This window comes from Burkholderia sp. HMSC10F09, from assembly GCF_001806955.1.
GTDB classification, from domain to species: domain Bacteria; phylum Pseudomonadota; class Gammaproteobacteria; order Burkholderiales; family Burkholderiaceae; genus Burkholderia; species Burkholderia multivorans.
Genome location: NZ_KV786856.1, coordinates 1 through 15594, shown reverse-complemented (window position 1 = coordinate 15594; position 15594 = coordinate 1). Strand labels below are relative to the sequence as shown.

The window sequence follows — 15594 nt, the reverse complement described above, 5'->3', positions numbered from 1 at the left end:
GCTGAGGCGGACCGGGCCGCCCGTTTCGTTGGTGCGGCGCGAACTCAGGGCCGGCGCTGGCCGTGCTCCGGCCCTGGCGCGGGCCGCGCGGCGGCCGGCGTGAACACGCTGCGCAGCCACGCGGCGAGCCGCGCGAAGATGTCGTACGGCTCGTCGACGAAGATTTCCGGTTTCAGCAGCCGCAGGTATTCCATGATCTGCTGCGCTTCCTGCTTCTGGAACGAACCGTGCGAGAGGCCGAGCCGCAACAGCCCGCGCAGTTCGCCGAGCTTGTCGCGCGCGGCGCTGCCGACGCTCATCTCGCACGCGAGCTTCGCTTCGTAGATCCGCTGGCGCAGCGATTCCGCGAGCCGCCAGGCGGGCGTCTGCATCATCTCCTCGAGCGTGCGGATGTCGTGCACCGCGCCCTTGATCTGCGCGGCGAGCGGGTCGACCATCGACGCGTCGGCCTGCGCTTCCGCGACGATCGCCTTCGCCCAGTCGCGGCAGGCCTTCGCGAGTTCGTCCGGCGTCCATTCGGCGCGCGATGCGAACCCGAAACCGTATTCGCCGGCCTGCCGCATCAGGATCGCGACGACATCCGGAAATTCCTTGTCGAGCGTGCGCTTTGCCCAGGCGTACTGGCCGCCTTCGAGCATGCGCTGCACCGCGTGCTCGGTGAGCGGCGTCATGTTGTCGAGCAGCTTTGCGCGCAGGAAGTCCTCGAACGACGGTGTCGCGAAATGCGGGTCGAGTTTCAGCGATACGCGCAGGAACGCATCGTAGTCCTTGCGCAGCGACGCGACGGTGTCGTCCTTCAGGGAAAGGGTGATCTGGCCCATGAATCGTCTCGATGGCGGCCCACGCGCGCGGCGGCCGACGCGGCTGCCGCTGCCGGCGCTGCGTCGACGGGCCGGTTCGTGCGGAGGCCGATGGCGGGTCTTCACCCGCTATATCGACACGTGCGGCGCAAACTTGAGCGCGCGGCGTCGACTGCGCGATCGCGCGGGCCGGCGCGCGGCCGCTAGGCACCCGCCCAGTGCGGCAGCACGACGCCTTGCCAGACGAAGAACACGGCCAGGCCGACCGCGATCGTCACGAGCGGGCGGCGCGTGGTCGCCGATACGAGCACCGCGGCCAGCGCCCCGACGAGCTGCGGGTTGCGCCACGTCAGTTCGGCCGCGCCGCCGTGCGGCGACACCGTCATCGGCACGATGATCGCGGTCAGCACGGTGACGGGGACGAAGGCGAGCGCCGTGCGCACGAGCGGCGGGAAGGTCAGCCGTTCGCCGAACAGGAACAGCGTCGTGCGGATCGCGTAGGTAATGACGGCCATCCCGAGGATCAGCAGCGCGTAGCTCACGATGCGGCCTCCGAGCGCGTGCCGGCCTGCGCGCGCTCGTGCCGCAGCGTCAGCAGCACGCCGATCGCGACGCCGACCGCGACAGCGCCGAGCAGTCCGAGCTTGTACGGCCATCCTTGCCAGAAATACGCGAGCGTGCCGGCCGTTGCGGCCGCCGCGAGATAGCGCAGCGTGCCGAGCTGCGGGACGACGATCGCGATGAAGGTCGCCGCCATCGCGAAGTCGAGGCCGAGCGACTGCAGGCCCGGGAACGCGGCGCCGAAGCCGATGCCCGCGAGCGTCCATATCTGCCAGTTCAGGTACATCGCGAGCCCGGAACCGAAGAAGTAGTGGGGGCCGATCGTGCCGGGCGGGAAATGCCGGTAGTGCGCGTACGCGACGGCGAACACTTCGTCGGTCATCAGCGCGCCGAGCGTCGCGCGCCAGCGCAACGGCAGATGCGCGACGTACGGCGCGAGCGTCGCGCTATAGAGCAGATGGCGCAGGTTCACGATGAACGTCGTCGCGAGCACGACGACGAAGCTCGCGCTGCCGGCGATCAGGCCGAGCGCGATGAACTGCGCGGAGCCGGCGAAGACGGCGAGCGACATCAGCGCGCCATGCCAGGCGGCGAGCGGGCCGCCGCTGACCAGCGTGCCGAAGATCACGCCGAACGGCGCGGCGCCGATCATCATCGGGATCGTGTCGCGCGCGCCGTCGAGCCATTCGTTGAGCGGCCGGCGTGCGGCCGGGCGCGGTGTCGGGGATGCGGGTGGTGTCTCCATGTCGGCGAGAATAGCGGTCGTGCGCGCGGCCGGCTTGTACGTTCTTGCGCCGCCGCGCTCGCGCGGGCGCGCAACGGTCGTGCCCGCGGCTGCCGACCCATGCAAGCGTAGAGAGGCGATGCGGCCGGCCGCGCGTCTACCGCGCCTGCCAGCGTCCCGGCGGCACGCCGAACATCCGCTTGAAATGCCGCGTGAAGTGGCTCTGGTCGACGAAACCGCTGGCGGCCGCGACGTCGGCGACCGGCACGCCCGCGCGCAGCGGCGCGAGGGCGCGCTGCAGCCGCAGCTGGTTGCGCCACGCATGCGGCGGCATCCCGGTCGCGCGCGTGAACAGGCGCGCCGCGTGAAACGGCGACAGCCCCGCCGCCTGTGCGACCTCGTCGAGCGTGACGGTGGCGGTCAAATCGGCCGCGAGCCGCTCGCGCATCACCTCGACGCGCGGTTCGTCGGCGGCGAGCGGGGCGGGGCGCGGCCGCGTGTCCGCGTGCCGCACGATCAGCGTCGACAGCGCGTCGAGCATCGCCGTTTCCGCGGCGAGCGGATCGTAGGCGCGTGCCGCGTGGGGCGGCCGTACGTCGGTGTCCTCGCTGTAGCCGGCCCATGCGTCGCGCGCACGCGCGGCTGCCGTGCTGCCGGCTTCCATCATCCGGTGCGCGCGCGCGAGGCGCGCGGCGAGATCGGCATCGCGGATCACGTCGGGCGGGAACCACGGCGCATTCTGCGGGCGGCCGACGATCGCATCGGCGAGCGAGCGGATGAAGTCGACCGGCACGTAGCTCACGCGATAGCGCCACCCTTCGTCCGCGCCGCGCGAGCCCGTATGCACTTCGCCGGGATTGATGACGGGGATGGTGCCCGCTTCCGCGACGTAGCCGCTGCCGCGATAGGTGAAGCGCTCCGCGCCTTCGAGGATGACGGGGATCGTGTAGGCGTCGTGCCAGTGCGGCGCGAACGCATGGTCGCGATAGGTTGCGGTGACGAGATCGGCGTCCGGCAGCAGCGGCGTACGCCAGTAGCGGGCGGAGTCTCGAAGGCGGCGATCGGCCATGGTCGTGCTCGGCGCGCAGCGTTCGATTCGGCGGCGGATCGAGCGCGCGCGATGCGCTTACTTGAGCGGAATCGTCGTGCCCGGCGGCACCGGCACCGCGGTGACCGCATTCTTCGGGCTGCCGCTGACGATGCGATCGCTGTAGGTCAGATACACGAGCGTATTGCGCTTCTTGTCGACGACGCGCACGACATGCAGCGTCTTGAAGATGAACGACATGCGCTCGCTGAACACGTCGGTCTGCTGCTTCAGCGGTTCCTTGAAGCTGATCGGGCCGACCTGCCGGCAGGCGATCGACGCTTCGCTCGGATCCTCGGCGATGCCGAGCGAGCCCTTGATGCCGCCCGTGCGGGCGCGCGACACGTAGCACGTGACACCGGCGACGCCCGGATCGTCGTACGCTTCGACGACCACGCGGTCGGAGCCCGTCACGCGGAAATGGGTGTTCACGCTGCCGACTTCCTCCGCATGCGCGAACGGCGCGGCGGCGCAGCAGGCGAGCAGGGTAGCGGACACGACGGAAAGGAGACGGGGCTTCATCGACTGAACCGGAGGCGAATGCGGGACAGAAACTCTAGCATGCGCTGCGGATGCGATGGCGGGGCCGGAAAAACAAAAGGCCCGTCGAATGACGGGCCTTTCGCTGTCTGGCTCCCCGACCTGGGCTCGAACCAGGGACCTACGGATTAACAGTCCGGCGCTCTACCGACTGAGCTATCGGGGAATAAATCGGTTATCTGCGTTTGCGTCGCCATCGAAAAACCCGCTTGCTGCAACGGGCCTTTGGCGTTTTTGGCTCCCCGACCTGGGCTCGAACCAGGGACCTACGGATTAACAGTCCGGCGCTCTACCGACTGAGCTATCGGGGAACAAACAGCAGAGAAACGAGATTGTATGGACTGTTGGCTAGGCTGTCAACAGTTTCGAGCGGCTGCGTACTAAAAATTTTTTTGCGGCCGCCGTTCGATCAGCGCTCGAGCAGGTGCAGCTTGTCCTGCACGTCCTTCCACTCGTCCGCGTCGGCCGGTGCCGGCTTCGTCTTCGTGATCGACGGCCAGACCTTCGCGAGTTCCGCGTTCAGCGCGGTGAACTGTTGCTGGTCGCCCGGAACGTCTTCTTCGGCATAGATCGCATTGGTCGGGCACTCGGCGACGCACACGGCGCAGTCGATGCACTCGTCCGGATCGATGGCGAGAAAGTTGGGACCTTCACGGAAGCAATCCACCGGGCACACATCCACGCAATCCGTGTATTTGCACTTGATGCAGCCTTCGGTCACAACGTGAGTCATTAAAACGCTCCTGCTTGGCGGTGTCGGTATATATGGGGTGGCGTTGACGCCAAAAGCGGCATTGTAACTGATGCGCAAAACCCGCATCGCGTGCTCGGCTTTCCCGCTTATACCGTTTCGTGATTAGTTTATGGGGCGCAGCGCGCGCCGGCGGTTTCGCGATGGTCCGGCACGCATTCGGGTAACATGGCCGGCAGACCGGGCGGCGCGCGGTGCGCCGGCACTGGTCACGATACTGGCGGTGCCGTCATCATGATCATCACTTCGCTGCTCGACACGGATCTCTACAAATTCACGATGATGCAGGTCGTCCTGCATCACTTCCCGGCCGCAAGCGTCGAATACCGCTTCAAGTGCCGCACGCCCGGCGTCGACCTCGTGCCGTACATCGACGAGATTCGCGACGAGGTGCGCGGGCTGTGTGCGCTGCGCTTCACGGACGTCGAACTCGACTATCTGCGGCGGATGCGCTTCATCAAGAGCGATTTCGTCGACTTCCTCGCGCTGTTCCATCTGAACGAGAAATACATTTCGATCACGCCGTCGCCGAAGGGCAACGGCGAGATCGACATCGAGATCAAGGGGCCGTGGCTGCACACGATCCTGTTCGAGATTCCGGTGCTCGCGATCGTCAACGAAGTCTATTTCCGCAACACGCAGCGCGAGCCCGACTATCGCGAGGGCCGCGAGCGGCTGCGCGAGAAGATCAAGCTGCTCGGCGCGAAGCCCGAATTCGCCGATTGCAAGATCGCCGACTACGGCACGCGCCGGCGCTTCTCGAAGGTCTGGCACGAGGAGGTCGCGCTCACGCTGCGCGACGGGCTCGGCGCGCAGTTCGCGGGCACGAGCAACGTCTACTACGCGATGAAGCACGGGCTCACGCCGCTCGGCACGATGGCGCACGAATACCTGCAGGCGTGCCAGGCGCTCGGCCCGCGGCTGCGCGACTCGCAGACCTACGGCTTCGAGATGTGGGCGAAGGAATATCGCGGCGACCTCGGGATCGCGCTGTCGGACGTCTACGGCATGGACGCGTTCCTGAACGACTTCGACATGTACTTCTGCAAGCTGTTCGACGGTGCGCGTCACGATTCGGGCGACCCGTTCGAGTGGGGCGAGCGGATGATCCGTCATTACGACGCCAACCGCTGCGACCCGCGCACGAAGGTGCTCGTGTTCTCGGACGCGCTCGACATCCCGAAGGTGATGCAGCTGTACGAGCGCTTCCGCGGCCGCTGCAAGCTCGCGTTCGGCGTCGGCACGAACCTGACCAACGATCTCGGCTACGTGCCGCTGCAGATCGTGATCAAGATGGTCCGCTGCAACGGGCAGCCGGTCGCGAAGCTGTCCGATTCGCCGGGCAAGAGCATGTGCGACGACAAGGCCTATCTCGCGTATCTGCGCCAGGTGTTCGGCATCGCGCAGCCGGCCGACGAGGACGCGGCGTCGTGAGCGCCCGCCGCACGGCCGAAGGTGCGTGCGCGAAGAGGCGGCCGGTATAATCCGGCCGGTATCGAACGCCAACGTCACGAGGACGCTTCATGGACACTTCCGCTGCCCGTCGCCACATCCTCGCGCGCATCCGTGCGGCGCAGGGCCGCGCGGCCGAGCCGGATGCGGCGGAACGCGAGGGCGTCGCCGACTACCTCGCGCGTCATCCGCAAGGGCCGCGTCCGCCGGTGCCCGACGATCTCGTCGCGGCCTTCATGCAGGAAGCGGTCGCGATGGCGACGACCGTCGACGAAGTCGGCTCGCTCGCCGACGTGCCGGCGGCCGTCGCGCGTTATCTGTCCGCGCAGCAACTGCCGATGCGCGCCATTGCCTGGCGCACGCTGGCCGATCTCGACTGGGCGGCGGCCGGGCTGTCGGTCGAATGCCGCAAGCCGGTCGACGGCGATCTCGTCGGGTTGACCGGCTGCTTTTGCGCGACGGCCGAAACGGGCTCGCTCGTGCTGCTGTCCGGCCCCGACACCTACGCCTCCGCGGGGTTGCTGCCGGAAACGCATATCGCGATCGTCCCTGCATCGCGGATCGTCGCCGGCCATGAAGACGCCTTCGCGCTGATTCGCGCCGAGCGCGGCGAATTGCCGCGCGCGGTCAACTTCGTGTCGGGTCCGTCGCGCACCGGCGACATCGAACAAACCATCGTGCTCGGCGCACACGGCCCGTATCGCGTCCATGCGATCGTCGTACGCGGCGCGTGACGCGTTCGCCGGCACCGAACAACCACAAGGAAGACTCCGCATGAAACGACATGCCGCGTGGGCGGGCATGGCGTCGGGGGCTGCGCTCGGCGCGGCGCCCGCGTTCGCTTCGGCCGCGACACTCGACGGCGCCACGCTGTCCGCACTCTGGGGCATCCCGTTCGCCGGGATCCTGCTGTCCATCGCGTTGTTCCCGCTCGTTGCACCGGCGTTCTGGCATCACCATTTCGGCAAGATCGCCGCCGCGTGGGCGGTTGTGTTCCTCGTGCCGTTCGCGTTCGCGTTCGGTGCGGGCACCGCGTTCGGCACGCTCGTGCATGCGCTGCTCGAGGAATACGTGCCGTTCATCGTGCTGTTGACCGCGCTTTACACGGTCGCCGGCGGCATCTGCGTGAACGGCAATCTGCACGGCACGCCGAAGCTCAATACCGCGATCCTCGCGCTGGGCACGCTGCTCGCGAGCGTGATGGGCACGACCGGCGCCGCGATGCTGCTGATCCGGCCGCTGCTGCGCGCCAACGACAACCGCAAGCACGTCGTGCACGTCGTGATCTTCTTCATCTTCCTCGTCGCGAATGCGGGCGGTTCGCTGTCGCCGCTCGGCGATCCGCCGCTGTTCCTCGGCTTCCTGAACGGCGTCGGCTTCTTCTGGACGACGGTGCATCTGGCGCTGCCGATGCTGTTCATCTGCGCGGTGCTGCTCGCGCTGTTCTTCACGCTCGATACCTACTTCTACCGGAAAGGCGGCGAGGAGCGGCCGGCCGCGCTCGATCCCACGCCCGACGGCGGCGCGCTGTCGATCGACGGCAAGATCAACTTCGTGCTGCTGGCGGCCGTGGTCGGCCTCGTGCTGATGAGCGGGATCTGGAAACCGGGGATCGCGTTCGACGTATGGGGCACGCACGTCGCGCTGCAGAACCTCGTGCGCGACGTCGCGCTGATCGGCGTGACGCTCGCGTCGCTCGCGCTGACGCCGCGTTCCGCGCGCGAAGGCAACGCGTTCAACTGGGCGCCGATCGAGGAAGTCGCGAAGCTGTTCGCGGGCATCTTCGTGACGATTGCGCCGGTGATCGTGATTCTGCGCGCGGGCGCCGACGGTGCGTTCGCGCCGATCGTCCATCTCGTCACGGCACCGGACGGCAAGCCGATCGACGCAATGTATTTCTGGGCGACCGGCCTGCTGTCGTCGTTCCTCGACAACGCGCCCACCTATCTCGTGTTCTTCAACCTGGCGGGCGGCGACGCCCAGGCGCTGATGACGACCGGCGCGACGACGCTCGCGGCGATTTCCGCCGGAGCGGTGTTCATGGGCGCGAACAGCTACATCGGCAATGCGCCGAACTTCATGGTGAAGGCGATCGCGGAGTCGCGCGGCGTGAAGATGCCGAGCTTTTTCGCGTATCTCGGCTGGGCGGTCGCGATACTCGCGCCGGTGTTCCTGCTGACGTCGTGGATCTTCTTCACGGCGTAAGCTGACGATTTTCAACCTCACGCGGGCGGCTCCGGCGGCGCATGTCGCGTCGCGCGCCGTCCGCCGCATGCGGAGATGGCGATGCAGAAGATCCTCGTCGCGCGTCCGATCTTTCCGGACGTGATCGAACGGCTCAAGCAGTATTTCGACGTCGACTGGAACAACGGCGATGCACTCGCACCCGACGCGCTCGCCGCGCGGCTCGCCGACAAGGACGGCGCGCTGACGGCCGGCGATCCGGTCGGCGCATCGACGCTGGCGGCGGCGCCGCGCTTGCGCGTCGTGTCGAACATGGCGGTCGGCTACAACAATTTCGACATGGCCGCGTTCAACGCGGCGAACGTGCTCGCGACGAACACGCCCGACGTGCTGAACGAGTCGACGGCCGATTTCGGCTGGGCGCTGATGATGGCCGCTGCGCGGCGGATCGCCGAATCCGAGCACTGGCTGCGTGCCGGCCACTGGCAGAAGTGGGCCTACGACGGCTTTCTCGGCAGCGACATCTACGGGTCGACGCTCGGCGTGATCGGCATGGGCCGCATCGGCCAGGCGCTCGCGCGTCGCGCGCGCGGCTTCGGGATGCAGGTGATCTACCACAACCGGTCGCGCGTCGCGCCCGAGATCGAGGCGGAGCTCGGCGCGGAGTACGTGTCGAAGGACGCGCTGCTTGCGCGTGCCGATCACGTCGTGCTCGTGCTGCCGTATACGAAGGAAAACCACCACACGATCGGCGCGGCCGAGCTCGCGAAGATGAAGCCGACCGCGACGCTGACCAACATCGCGCGCGGCGGGATCGTCGACGACGCGGCGCTCGCGGCCGCGCTGCGCAACGGCACGATCGCGGCGGCCGGCCTCGACGTCTACGAAGGCGAGCCGAACGTGCATCCGGCGCTGCTCGAAGTGCCGAACGTCGTGCTGACGCCGCACATCGCGAGCGCAACGGAAAAGACGCGCCGCGCGATGGCGAACCTCGCGGCCGACAACCTGATCGCCGCGCTCGGCGAAGGGCCGCGTGCGGGGCAGCCGCCGAATCCGATCAACCCGGACGTGATCGGGAAGCCGCGCGCATGACGATCGCGTTGCTGGTAACCGCGCTCGTCGTGCTGGCCGTCGCGCTGGCGGTGGCGGTCGTCGCGCTGGTGCGCGGCGGCGGCCGCCACGACGACGCGGCCGTGCTCGGCGACCAGATCGAGGATGCGGCGCACGCACAGGCGCGCGCACTGGAGCGGCTCGAACGCGAGCTGCGCGGCGAGATCGTCGAGAGCGCACGCGGCGCGCGCACCGAACTGGGCGGCAGTTTCGCGCAGTTTCAGCAGACGCTCGCGGCGCAACTGACGAGCGTCGCGACCGTGCAGAACAACCAGATCGAAGGATTCGCGCAGCAGCTCGCGACGCTGGTCGCCGGCAACGCGCAGCAGTTCGACGCGATGCGCGACAGCATGTTGCGTCACGCGCAGCAGGCGCGCGAAGAGCAGACGGCGGCGCTCCGGGTGTTCGGCGACACGTTGCATCGGCAACTGACGCAGCTGACCGAAGCGAACGATCGACGGATCGGCGAAGTGCGCGCGACGCTCGAGCAGCGGCTCAAGGACATCGAAACCAACAACGCGGCGAAACTCGACGAGATGCGCCGCGTCGTCGACGAGAAGCTGCACGCGACGCTCGAGCAGCGGCTCGGCGAATCGTTCAAGCTCGTGTCCGACCGGCTCGAGCAGGTGCATCGCGGCCTCGGCGAGATGCAGACGCTCGCGGCCGGCGTCGGCGATCTGAAGAAGGTGCTGACCAACGTGAAGACGCGCGGCACCTGGGGCGAAGTGCAGCTCGAGGCGCTGCTCGAACAGATGCTGACGCCCGATCAGTATGCGAAGAACGTCGCGACGGTGCCGAAGAGCACGGAGCGCGTCGAGTTCGCGATCCGGCTGCCGGGGCGCGAAGCGGGCGTGCGCGATGCGCCGCCCGTCTGGCTGCCGATCGACGCGAAATTCCCGCGCGAGGATTACGAGCGGCTGATCGATGCGCAGGAGCGTGCGGATGCGGTTGCGGTCGAAGACGCGGCGCGCGCGCTCGAGGCCCGCGTGCGGCTCGAGGCGCGGACGATCGCGGAGAAGTACGTCGCGCCGCCGTACACGACCGATTTCGCGCTGCTGTTCCTGCCGACCGAAGGGTTGTACGCGGAGATTCTGCGTCGTCCGGGCCTGACCGATCTGTTGCAGCGCGACTATCGCGTGACGGTGGCGGGCCCGACCACGCTGACCGCGTTGCTCAACAGCCTGCAGATGGGGTTCCGCACGCTCGCGATCGAGCAGCGCTCGAGCGAAGTGTGGCAGGGGCTCGGCGCGGTGAAGACGGAGTTCGGCAAGTTCGGCGACGTGCTCGCACGCACGAAGTCGCAGCTCGAGACGGTCACGCGCTCGATCGAGGCGGCCGAGCAGCGCACGCGCGTGATGAACCGCAAGCTGAAGCAGGTCGAGGCGCTGCCCGGCGATGCGGCAGCCGGGCTGCTCGGCGCGGAAGCGGCGGACGGCGCCGACGCCGACGAGACCTGAGCGCGTATCGGCGCACGCCGGTGCTGGTGCGGCGCCTGCCCATGAGACACGCCCGAGCCGATTTGCACCGGCTCGGGCGTTTTACTTTCGGCGCTCGAATCGAACGGGCGAACGCCGCCTAGCGTGCGGCGAGCGCGCCGAGCGCATCGCCCGTCACGCGCACGATGCGCCAGTCGGGCAGCACGGTCGCGCCCATCTTCTCGTAGAAGTCGATCGCGTGCTGGTTCCAGTCGAGCACCGACCATTCGAAGCGGCCGCAGCGGCGCTCGACCGCCAGCGCCGCGAGCTGCCTGAGCATTGCGGTGCCGAGCCCGGTGCCGCGCTGCGACGGCTGCACGTAGAGATCCTCGAGATAGAGGCCGCGACGGCCGAGGAACGTCGAGTAGTTATGGAAGAACAGCGCATACGCGACGATCGCGCCGTCGCGCTCGGCGACGAGCGCTTCGGCGGCCGGATGCGCGCCGAACAGGGCATCCGCCAGATCGGCCTCGGTCGCGACGAACAGGTGCGCGAGCTTTTCGAATTCGGCGAGTTCGCGCATCAGCGCGAGGATCGCGCCGACGTCGCGCGCGTCGGCCGCGCGGATCAGCGGCGTGTCGCTCACGCTTCCTCCGGCGGGTCGGACAGCACGATCTCGATGCCGCCGAAGCGCGATGCGACCCAGTTGTACGCGTGGCACGCGATCCATAGCAGCACGAAGCCGAGGATGGCGTTCAGCAACAGCGCGCTCAGGATCGTGCTCAGTTCGACCATCCCGTAGCGCACGTACGCGACGAGGATGCCGAGCAGCACGATCGGCACGCTGAACGTCAGATAGACGAGGATCAGCGCTTTCGCGGTCTGCCCCGCGGCGATCGACGAGATTTGTTTCTTCATGTGCAGAATGCCCCCGTAGAGAGATACCGATAGTTGGATTCAGAGTCAGATCAGGCTGCCGAACGGCAGGATGTCGACCGGGGCGCCCGCGTCGACTGCCGCGGCATCGTGGCCCAGGACGATGAAACAGTTGGCGGCCGCGAGGCCGCTCAGCGATGCGGAGCTCTGCGAGCCGGCCGGTGCGACGTGCCAGCGCCCGTCCGCTGCGCGCGTCGCGATGCCGCGCAGATATTCGGTGCGGCCCGCGCGCTTTTTCAGCGCTTGCGCGGTGTACGCGGTGTACATCGCCGGCGGCGGCACGCAGGCGCCCGCGAGCGTCAGCAGCGCCGCGCGCACGATCGCGTCGAAGGTGACCGCGGAGGCGACGGGATTGCCGGGCAGCCCGAAGAACAGCGCGTGGCCCGGTGCGCCGTCGCCGCGCGCGAGCGTGCCGACGGCGAGCGGCCGGCCCGGGCGCAGCGCGAGGCTCGTGAACGTGACTTCGCCGAGCCGCGCCATCACGTCGCGCGTGAAATCCGCTTCGCCGACCGACACGCCGCCCGACGTGATCACCGCGTCGGCATCGCGCGCGACCGCGTCGCGCAATGCTGCTTCGAGCGCGGCCGGATCGTCGCGGACGATGCCGAGATCGAGCACGTCGACGTGCAACTGTTCGAGCATCGCAATCAGCATCGCGCGATTGCTGTCGTAGAGCGCCCCGCGTTCGAGCGCGGCGCCCGGCTCGCGCAATTCGTCGCCGGTCGAAAACACCGCGACGCGCACGCGGCGTCGCACCGTCACGTGCGCGATGCCCAACGACGCGAGCAGGCCGATGTCGGTGGCGCGCAGGATGCGGCCCGCCGCGAGCGCGCATGCACCGCGTGCGAGATCCTCGCCGGCCTTGCGGCAGTTCGCGCCGCGCGCGATTTCGCGTGCGGCGAAGCGGATTCCGTCGTCGTCGACATGCACGCGTTCCTGCGGAATCACGGTGTCGCATCCGGCCGGCATCGGCGCACCCGTCATGATGCGTACGCATGCGCCGGCCGGCACGGCGCCGTCGAACGGATGGCCGGCGAGCGCGGCGCCGACGACGCGCATCGCGACGTCGCCGTGCGCCGACGCGCACGCACCGCCGTCGAACGCATAGCCGTCCATCGCCGAATTGTCGTACGCGGGAATGTCGAACGGTGCGCGCACGTCGGCGGCGAGCACGCGATGAAGCGCGTCGCGCAACGGCACGGATTCGCTGGCGGCGACCGGTGTCGCGAAACGGCAGGCGAGCGCCTGCGCGTCGGCGAGCGACAGCGGCAGGTCGGAATCGGGTGCGGCTCGGGGAGCGGGCGAGGGTTGCGTGATCATCGTCGGACTGCGCCGCAAGGCGTACAGGGTTCGTGGCCGGAGGCGCGAGTAGTGTGCGTGGCGCGGTCGCGAGCGGCGGGGCGGCGCGCGGGAACGGCGGCGCCGGCGCCGTCAGCGGCGGGCTAGCGCGGCGAGTTCCTGCCAGGAGTTGGCATTGTAAAACGCACGCTCGTCATGAAACTCGACTTCGGTCGTCTTGTGGCGCGCGTACCACGCACGCACCTTGCGATCGCCGGCCGCGAGCCGCGCGGCGAGATCGACGGCCAGCGACGTGCGCAGCAGCGCGAACGTCGGCTGCGGCGAGCGTGCACCTTGGGCGTCGACGCTGACCGCCATCGCGATGTCCGCATGCTGCGCATCGAGCGCCGCGTGCAGCGCCGCGACGAGATCGGCGGGCAGATACGGGGAATCGCACGGCGCACACGCGACGAGCGGCGCGCTCGCGGCGCGCATGCCGGCCAGCAGCCCGGCGAGCGGGCCGGGGAAGTCGGCCGTGTCGTCGGGCACGACGCGCGCACCGAACGGCGCGCCGAGCGTCGCGTAGCGATCGAGATGGCGATTCGCGCTGATCAGCACCTCGTCGACCTGCGGGGCGAGCCGGCGCAGCACGTGCAGCGCGAGCGGCGCATCGTCGAGCTGTTGCAGCCCCTTGTCGACGCCGTCCATGCGGGTCGCGCGGCCGCCGGCGAGCAGCAGGCCGGCGATCGGGGGGCGGGCGGAGGAAGCGGACATCGTGCAAAGCGACGGCCCGTTCAGCCGCCGATGTACGACATCTCGACGCGCTTGCGCGCGCCGTCGGCCGCGTCCGCCGCGGCGGCGCTGCCGCGCAGCTGCGAGTAGCGGTCGGTGCGTGCATGCCAGATGCGCGCGATCGCGGTCGCGATCTCGGCGTCGGTCGCGCCGCCGCGCACGAGCGCACGCAGATCGTGGCCGCTCGACGCGAACAGGCACAGGTAGAGCTTGCCTTCGGTCGACAGCCGCGCGCGCGTGCAGTCGCCGCAGAACGCCTGCGTGACGCTCGAGATCACGCCGATTTCGCCGCTGCCGTCCGCGTAGCCCCAGCGCTGCGCGGTTTCGGCGGCCGTATGCGGCTCGAGCGGCACGAGCGGGAAGCGCTCGGCGATCCGCGCGACGACGTCGGCCGACGGCAGCACCTCGGTCATGTTCCAGCCGTTCGACGTGCCGACGTCCATGTATTCGATGAAGCGCAGGATCACGCCGGTGCCGCGAAAGCGCTCGGCCATCGGCAGGATCTCGGTGTCGTTCGTGCCGCGCTTCACGACCATGTTGACCTTCACGGGCGCGAGCCCTGCGGCCTGCGCGGCGAAGATGCCGTCGAGCACGTCGGCGCTCGCGAAGTCCGCGTCGTTCATCCGTTTGAACAGCGCATCGTCGAGCGCGTCGAGGCTGACCGTCACGCGCGTGAGGCCGGCGTCCTTCAGCGCGCGCGCCTTGCGTGCCAGCAGCGACCCGTTGGTCGTCAGCGTGAGGTCGAGCGGGCGGCCGTCGCGCGTGGTCAGGCGTGCGAGCCGCTCGATCAGGAACTCGAGATTCTTGCGCAGCAGCGGCTCGCCGCCGGTGATGCGAATCTTTTCGACGCCGTGCGCGACGAAGATCCGCGCGACGCGCTCGATCTCCTCGTGCGTGAGCAGCGCGCTGTGCGGCAGGAACGGATAGTCCTTGCCGAAGACCTCGCGTGGCATGCAGTACACGCAGCGGAAGTTGCAGCGATCCGTCACCGAGATGCGCAGGTCGCGCAGCGGCCGGCCGAACGTGTCGGCGAGCGTGCCGTCCGGCGCGTGCGGCACGCCGGAAACGTCCGGCACGCCGCTGACGTCGGCGAGAGGAATGATGCGTCGGGACATGTTGAAAGATAGGCGAACCAAGCCTGTATTTTAGCCGTAAGCCGCGCGCCGGGCCGCGTGAGCGGAAACCCGTAGCGCGGATGTGAAAAAGCCCGCTGGCGGGCGGGCTTTTCCGGGACGGACGATGCGTCGCTTAGCGGTGCGTCGTCTCGACCTGCTGCATCGGCGTCGTGTCGACCGGCGGCAGCGGCTTGCGCTCGCGCGGCGTGCGCACCGGGCGCGGCAGACGCGATGCGGCTTCCTGCGCCGCACGCAGCTTCTCCGCGTCGGTATTCACCCACACGAGGCCCGCCTGCTGCAGCACGGCTTCCAGGCTCGCCGAAGCGGGCGCGGCGGACGGCTGGGCGACGGCGGCTGCCGGAGCCGCAGCCGGTACCGGAGCCGCGACCGGTTCGACCGGTGCTGCTTCGACCGGCGCCGGTGCGGCAGCCGGTGCCGCCGGTGCGGCCGATACTGCCGGTGCCGCCACGGCCGGCGCTGCCTCGGCAACGACTGCCGTGTCGGCCGGCTGCACGTCGACGGCAACCGGCGCTTCCACGCCGGCCGGCACTTCGAACGCGTCGGTCGGCGAAACGGCGAGCGCAACGGGGCCCGCTTCGACGTCGGCGGCCGGTGCGACGACCGGGGCCGGTGCCGCAGCCGGTGCGGCGGCGACGACCGGTTCCGCGACGGCGACGGAGTCACTTTCGGCATGTGCCGGAGCCGTCGGCGTATCGACCGCGACCGATTCGGCACGCTGTTCGACGACCGTCTCGGCGACGATCACACCGGCCGCAGCGGCTGCCGCGACGGTAGCCGGCGCGTTCGCGTGGGCCGGCTCGGCGGCCGCCGGCGCTTCGTGCGCCGCCG

At 69.1% G+C, this 15594-nt stretch carries 16 protein-coding genes, 2 tRNA genes and 1 pseudogene; 5 read left to right on the top strand and 14 right to left on the bottom strand.

The features are described from left to right. Positions 1-44: 44 nt before the first annotated feature. From HMPREF3115_RS22995 to fdxA, 8 genes are all read right to left on the bottom strand, one after another. Positions 45-821, bottom strand: a complete 777-nt coding sequence (locus tag HMPREF3115_RS22995) for a DUF4088 family protein (RefSeq protein WP_006403032.1) — start codon at positions 819-821, stop codon at positions 45-47. 182 nt (positions 822-1003) lie between these two features. Then, positions 1004-1342, bottom strand: coding sequence for an AzlD domain-containing protein (locus HMPREF3115_RS22990; protein WP_006403031.1), 339 nt, complete (start codon positions 1340-1342; stop codon positions 1004-1006). After that, a complete protein-coding gene (locus tag HMPREF3115_RS22985) occupies positions 1339-2106 on the bottom strand; it encodes an AzlC family ABC transporter permease (RefSeq protein WP_035489357.1) in 768 nt (255 codons plus the stop codon). Before HMPREF3115_RS22985 ends, HMPREF3115_RS22990 begins: the two co-directional genes overlap by 4 nt. 136 nt (positions 2107-2242) lie before the next feature. Further along, entirely contained in the window at positions 2243-3154 is a 912-nt protein-coding gene (locus HMPREF3115_RS22980) for an AraC family transcriptional regulator (RefSeq protein WP_070556208.1), read from the bottom strand. A 57-nt stretch (positions 3155-3211) separates the two neighbouring features. After that, entirely contained in the window at positions 3212-3694 is a 483-nt protein-coding gene (locus tag HMPREF3115_RS22975; RefSeq protein ID WP_006408127.1) for a CreA family protein, read from the bottom strand. 108 nt (positions 3695-3802) lie between these two features. Next, a tRNA-Asn gene (locus HMPREF3115_RS22970) sits at positions 3803-3878 on the bottom strand. A 69-nt stretch (positions 3879-3947) separates the two neighbouring features. After that, positions 3948-4023: transfer RNA gene (locus HMPREF3115_RS22965), tRNA-Asn, on the bottom strand. A gap of 98 nt (positions 4024-4121) precedes the next feature. After that, a complete protein-coding gene (gene fdxA, locus HMPREF3115_RS22960; RefSeq protein ID WP_012213808.1) occupies positions 4122-4445 on the bottom strand; it encodes a ferredoxin FdxA in 324 nt (107 codons plus the stop codon). Positions 4446-4697: 252 nt separating this feature from the next. Here fdxA and pncB point away from each other — a divergent pair, with 252 nt between their 5' ends. From pncB to HMPREF3115_RS22935, 5 genes are all read left to right on the top strand, one after another. Continuing rightward, the gene (gene pncB / locus HMPREF3115_RS22955) at positions 4698-5897 is read left to right on the top strand and encodes a nicotinate phosphoribosyltransferase (protein WP_006401294.1); all 1200 of its coding nucleotides are present in this window, start codon (positions 4698-4700) and stop codon (positions 5895-5897) included. 89 nt (positions 5898-5986) lie between these two features. Next, positions 5987-6649, top strand: coding sequence for a LutC/YkgG family protein (locus HMPREF3115_RS22950; protein WP_006411655.1), 663 nt, complete (start codon positions 5987-5989; stop codon positions 6647-6649). Between the two features lie 40 nt (positions 6650-6689). After that, positions 6690-8120, top strand: a complete 1431-nt coding sequence (locus tag HMPREF3115_RS22945; RefSeq protein WP_006408128.1) for a sodium:proton antiporter — start codon at positions 6690-6692, stop codon at positions 8118-8120. A gap of 81 nt (positions 8121-8201) precedes the next feature. Next, complete coding sequence (locus HMPREF3115_RS22940; protein ID WP_006401291.1) at positions 8202-9191, top strand: 2-hydroxyacid dehydrogenase; 990 nt, start codon at positions 8202-8204, stop codon at positions 9189-9191. Continuing rightward, positions 9188-10666, top strand: a complete 1479-nt coding sequence (locus tag HMPREF3115_RS22935; protein WP_070556206.1) for a DNA recombination protein RmuC — start codon at positions 9188-9190, stop codon at positions 10664-10666. Before HMPREF3115_RS22940 ends, HMPREF3115_RS22935 begins: the two co-directional genes overlap by 4 nt. A 118-nt stretch (positions 10667-10784) precedes the next feature. Here HMPREF3115_RS22935 and HMPREF3115_RS22930 read toward each other — a convergent pair whose 3' ends face one another. From HMPREF3115_RS22930 to HMPREF3115_RS22905, 6 genes and pseudogenes are all read right to left on the bottom strand, one after another. Continuing rightward, a complete protein-coding gene (locus HMPREF3115_RS22930) occupies positions 10785-11270 on the bottom strand; it encodes a GNAT family N-acetyltransferase (protein WP_070556205.1) in 486 nt (161 codons plus the stop codon). After that, positions 11267-11542 carry a hypothetical protein gene (locus HMPREF3115_RS22925; RefSeq protein ID WP_006401288.1) on the bottom strand — a complete coding sequence of 92 codons (276 nt, stop codon included), beginning with the start codon at positions 11540-11542 and terminating at the stop codon, positions 11267-11269. Before HMPREF3115_RS22925 ends, HMPREF3115_RS22930 begins: the two co-directional genes overlap by 4 nt. A 45-nt stretch (positions 11543-11587) precedes the next feature. Next, complete coding sequence (glp, locus tag HMPREF3115_RS22920) at positions 11588-12880, bottom strand: molybdopterin molybdotransferase MoeA (RefSeq protein WP_070556203.1); 1293 nt, start codon at positions 12878-12880, stop codon at positions 11588-11590. Between the two features lie 111 nt (positions 12881-12991). Then, positions 12992-13612: a molybdenum cofactor guanylyltransferase MobA gene (gene mobA, locus HMPREF3115_RS22915; protein WP_065494140.1), complete on the bottom strand. Its 621-nt coding sequence runs from the start codon at positions 13610-13612 to the stop codon at positions 12992-12994. Positions 13613-13632: 20 nt separating this feature from the next. Further along, the gene (gene moaA, locus HMPREF3115_RS22910; RefSeq protein ID WP_006401284.1) at positions 13633-14745 is read right to left on the bottom strand and encodes a GTP 3',8-cyclase MoaA; all 1113 of its coding nucleotides are present in this window, start codon (positions 14743-14745) and stop codon (positions 13633-13635) included. Positions 14746-14878: 133 nt separating this feature from the next. Next, a pseudogene (locus tag HMPREF3115_RS22905) lies at positions 14879-15594 on the bottom strand (ribonuclease E/G); the annotation flags it as partial.

Excerpts from the sequence above, each read along its gene's own strand:
- HMPREF3115_RS22995 (WP_006403032.1), bottom strand. The coding sequence starts at position 821 with ATGGGCCAGATCACCCTTTCCCTGAAGGACGACACCGTCGCGTCGCTG.
- HMPREF3115_RS22985 (WP_035489357.1), bottom strand. The coding sequence starts at position 2,106 with ATGGAGACACCACCCGCATCCCCGACACCGCGCCCGGCCGCACGCCGG.
- HMPREF3115_RS22980 (WP_070556208.1), bottom strand. The coding sequence starts at position 3,154 with ATGGCCGATCGCCGCCTTCGAGACTCCGCCCGCTACTGGCGTACGCCG.
- HMPREF3115_RS22975 (WP_006408127.1), bottom strand. The coding sequence starts at position 3,694 with ATGAAGCCCCGTCTCCTTTCCGTCGTGTCCGCTACCCTGCTCGCCTGC.
- fdxA (WP_012213808.1), bottom strand. The coding sequence starts at position 4,445 with ATGACTCACGTTGTGACCGAAGGCTGCATCAAGTGCAAATACACGGAT.
- pncB (WP_006401294.1), top strand. The coding sequence starts at position 4,698 with ATGATCATCACTTCGCTGCTCGACACGGATCTCTACAAATTCACGATG.
- HMPREF3115_RS22950 (WP_006411655.1), top strand. The coding sequence starts at position 5,987 with ATGGACACTTCCGCTGCCCGTCGCCACATCCTCGCGCGCATCCGTGCG.
- HMPREF3115_RS22945 (WP_006408128.1), top strand. The coding sequence starts at position 6,690 with ATGAAACGACATGCCGCGTGGGCGGGCATGGCGTCGGGGGCTGCGCTC.
- HMPREF3115_RS22940 (WP_006401291.1), top strand. The coding sequence starts at position 8,202 with ATGCAGAAGATCCTCGTCGCGCGTCCGATCTTTCCGGACGTGATCGAA.
- HMPREF3115_RS22935 (WP_070556206.1), top strand. The coding sequence starts at position 9,188 with ATGACGATCGCGTTGCTGGTAACCGCGCTCGTCGTGCTGGCCGTCGCG.
- HMPREF3115_RS22925 (WP_006401288.1), bottom strand. The coding sequence starts at position 11,542 with ATGAAGAAACAAATCTCGTCGATCGCCGCGGGGCAGACCGCGAAAGCG.
- glp (WP_070556203.1), bottom strand. The coding sequence starts at position 12,880 with ATGATCACGCAACCCTCGCCCGCTCCCCGAGCCGCACCCGATTCCGAC.
- mobA (WP_065494140.1), bottom strand. The coding sequence starts at position 13,612 with ATGTCCGCTTCCTCCGCCCGCCCCCCGATCGCCGGCCTGCTGCTCGCC.
- moaA (WP_006401284.1), bottom strand. The coding sequence starts at position 14,745 with ATGTCCCGACGCATCATTCCTCTCGCCGACGTCAGCGGCGTGCCGGAC.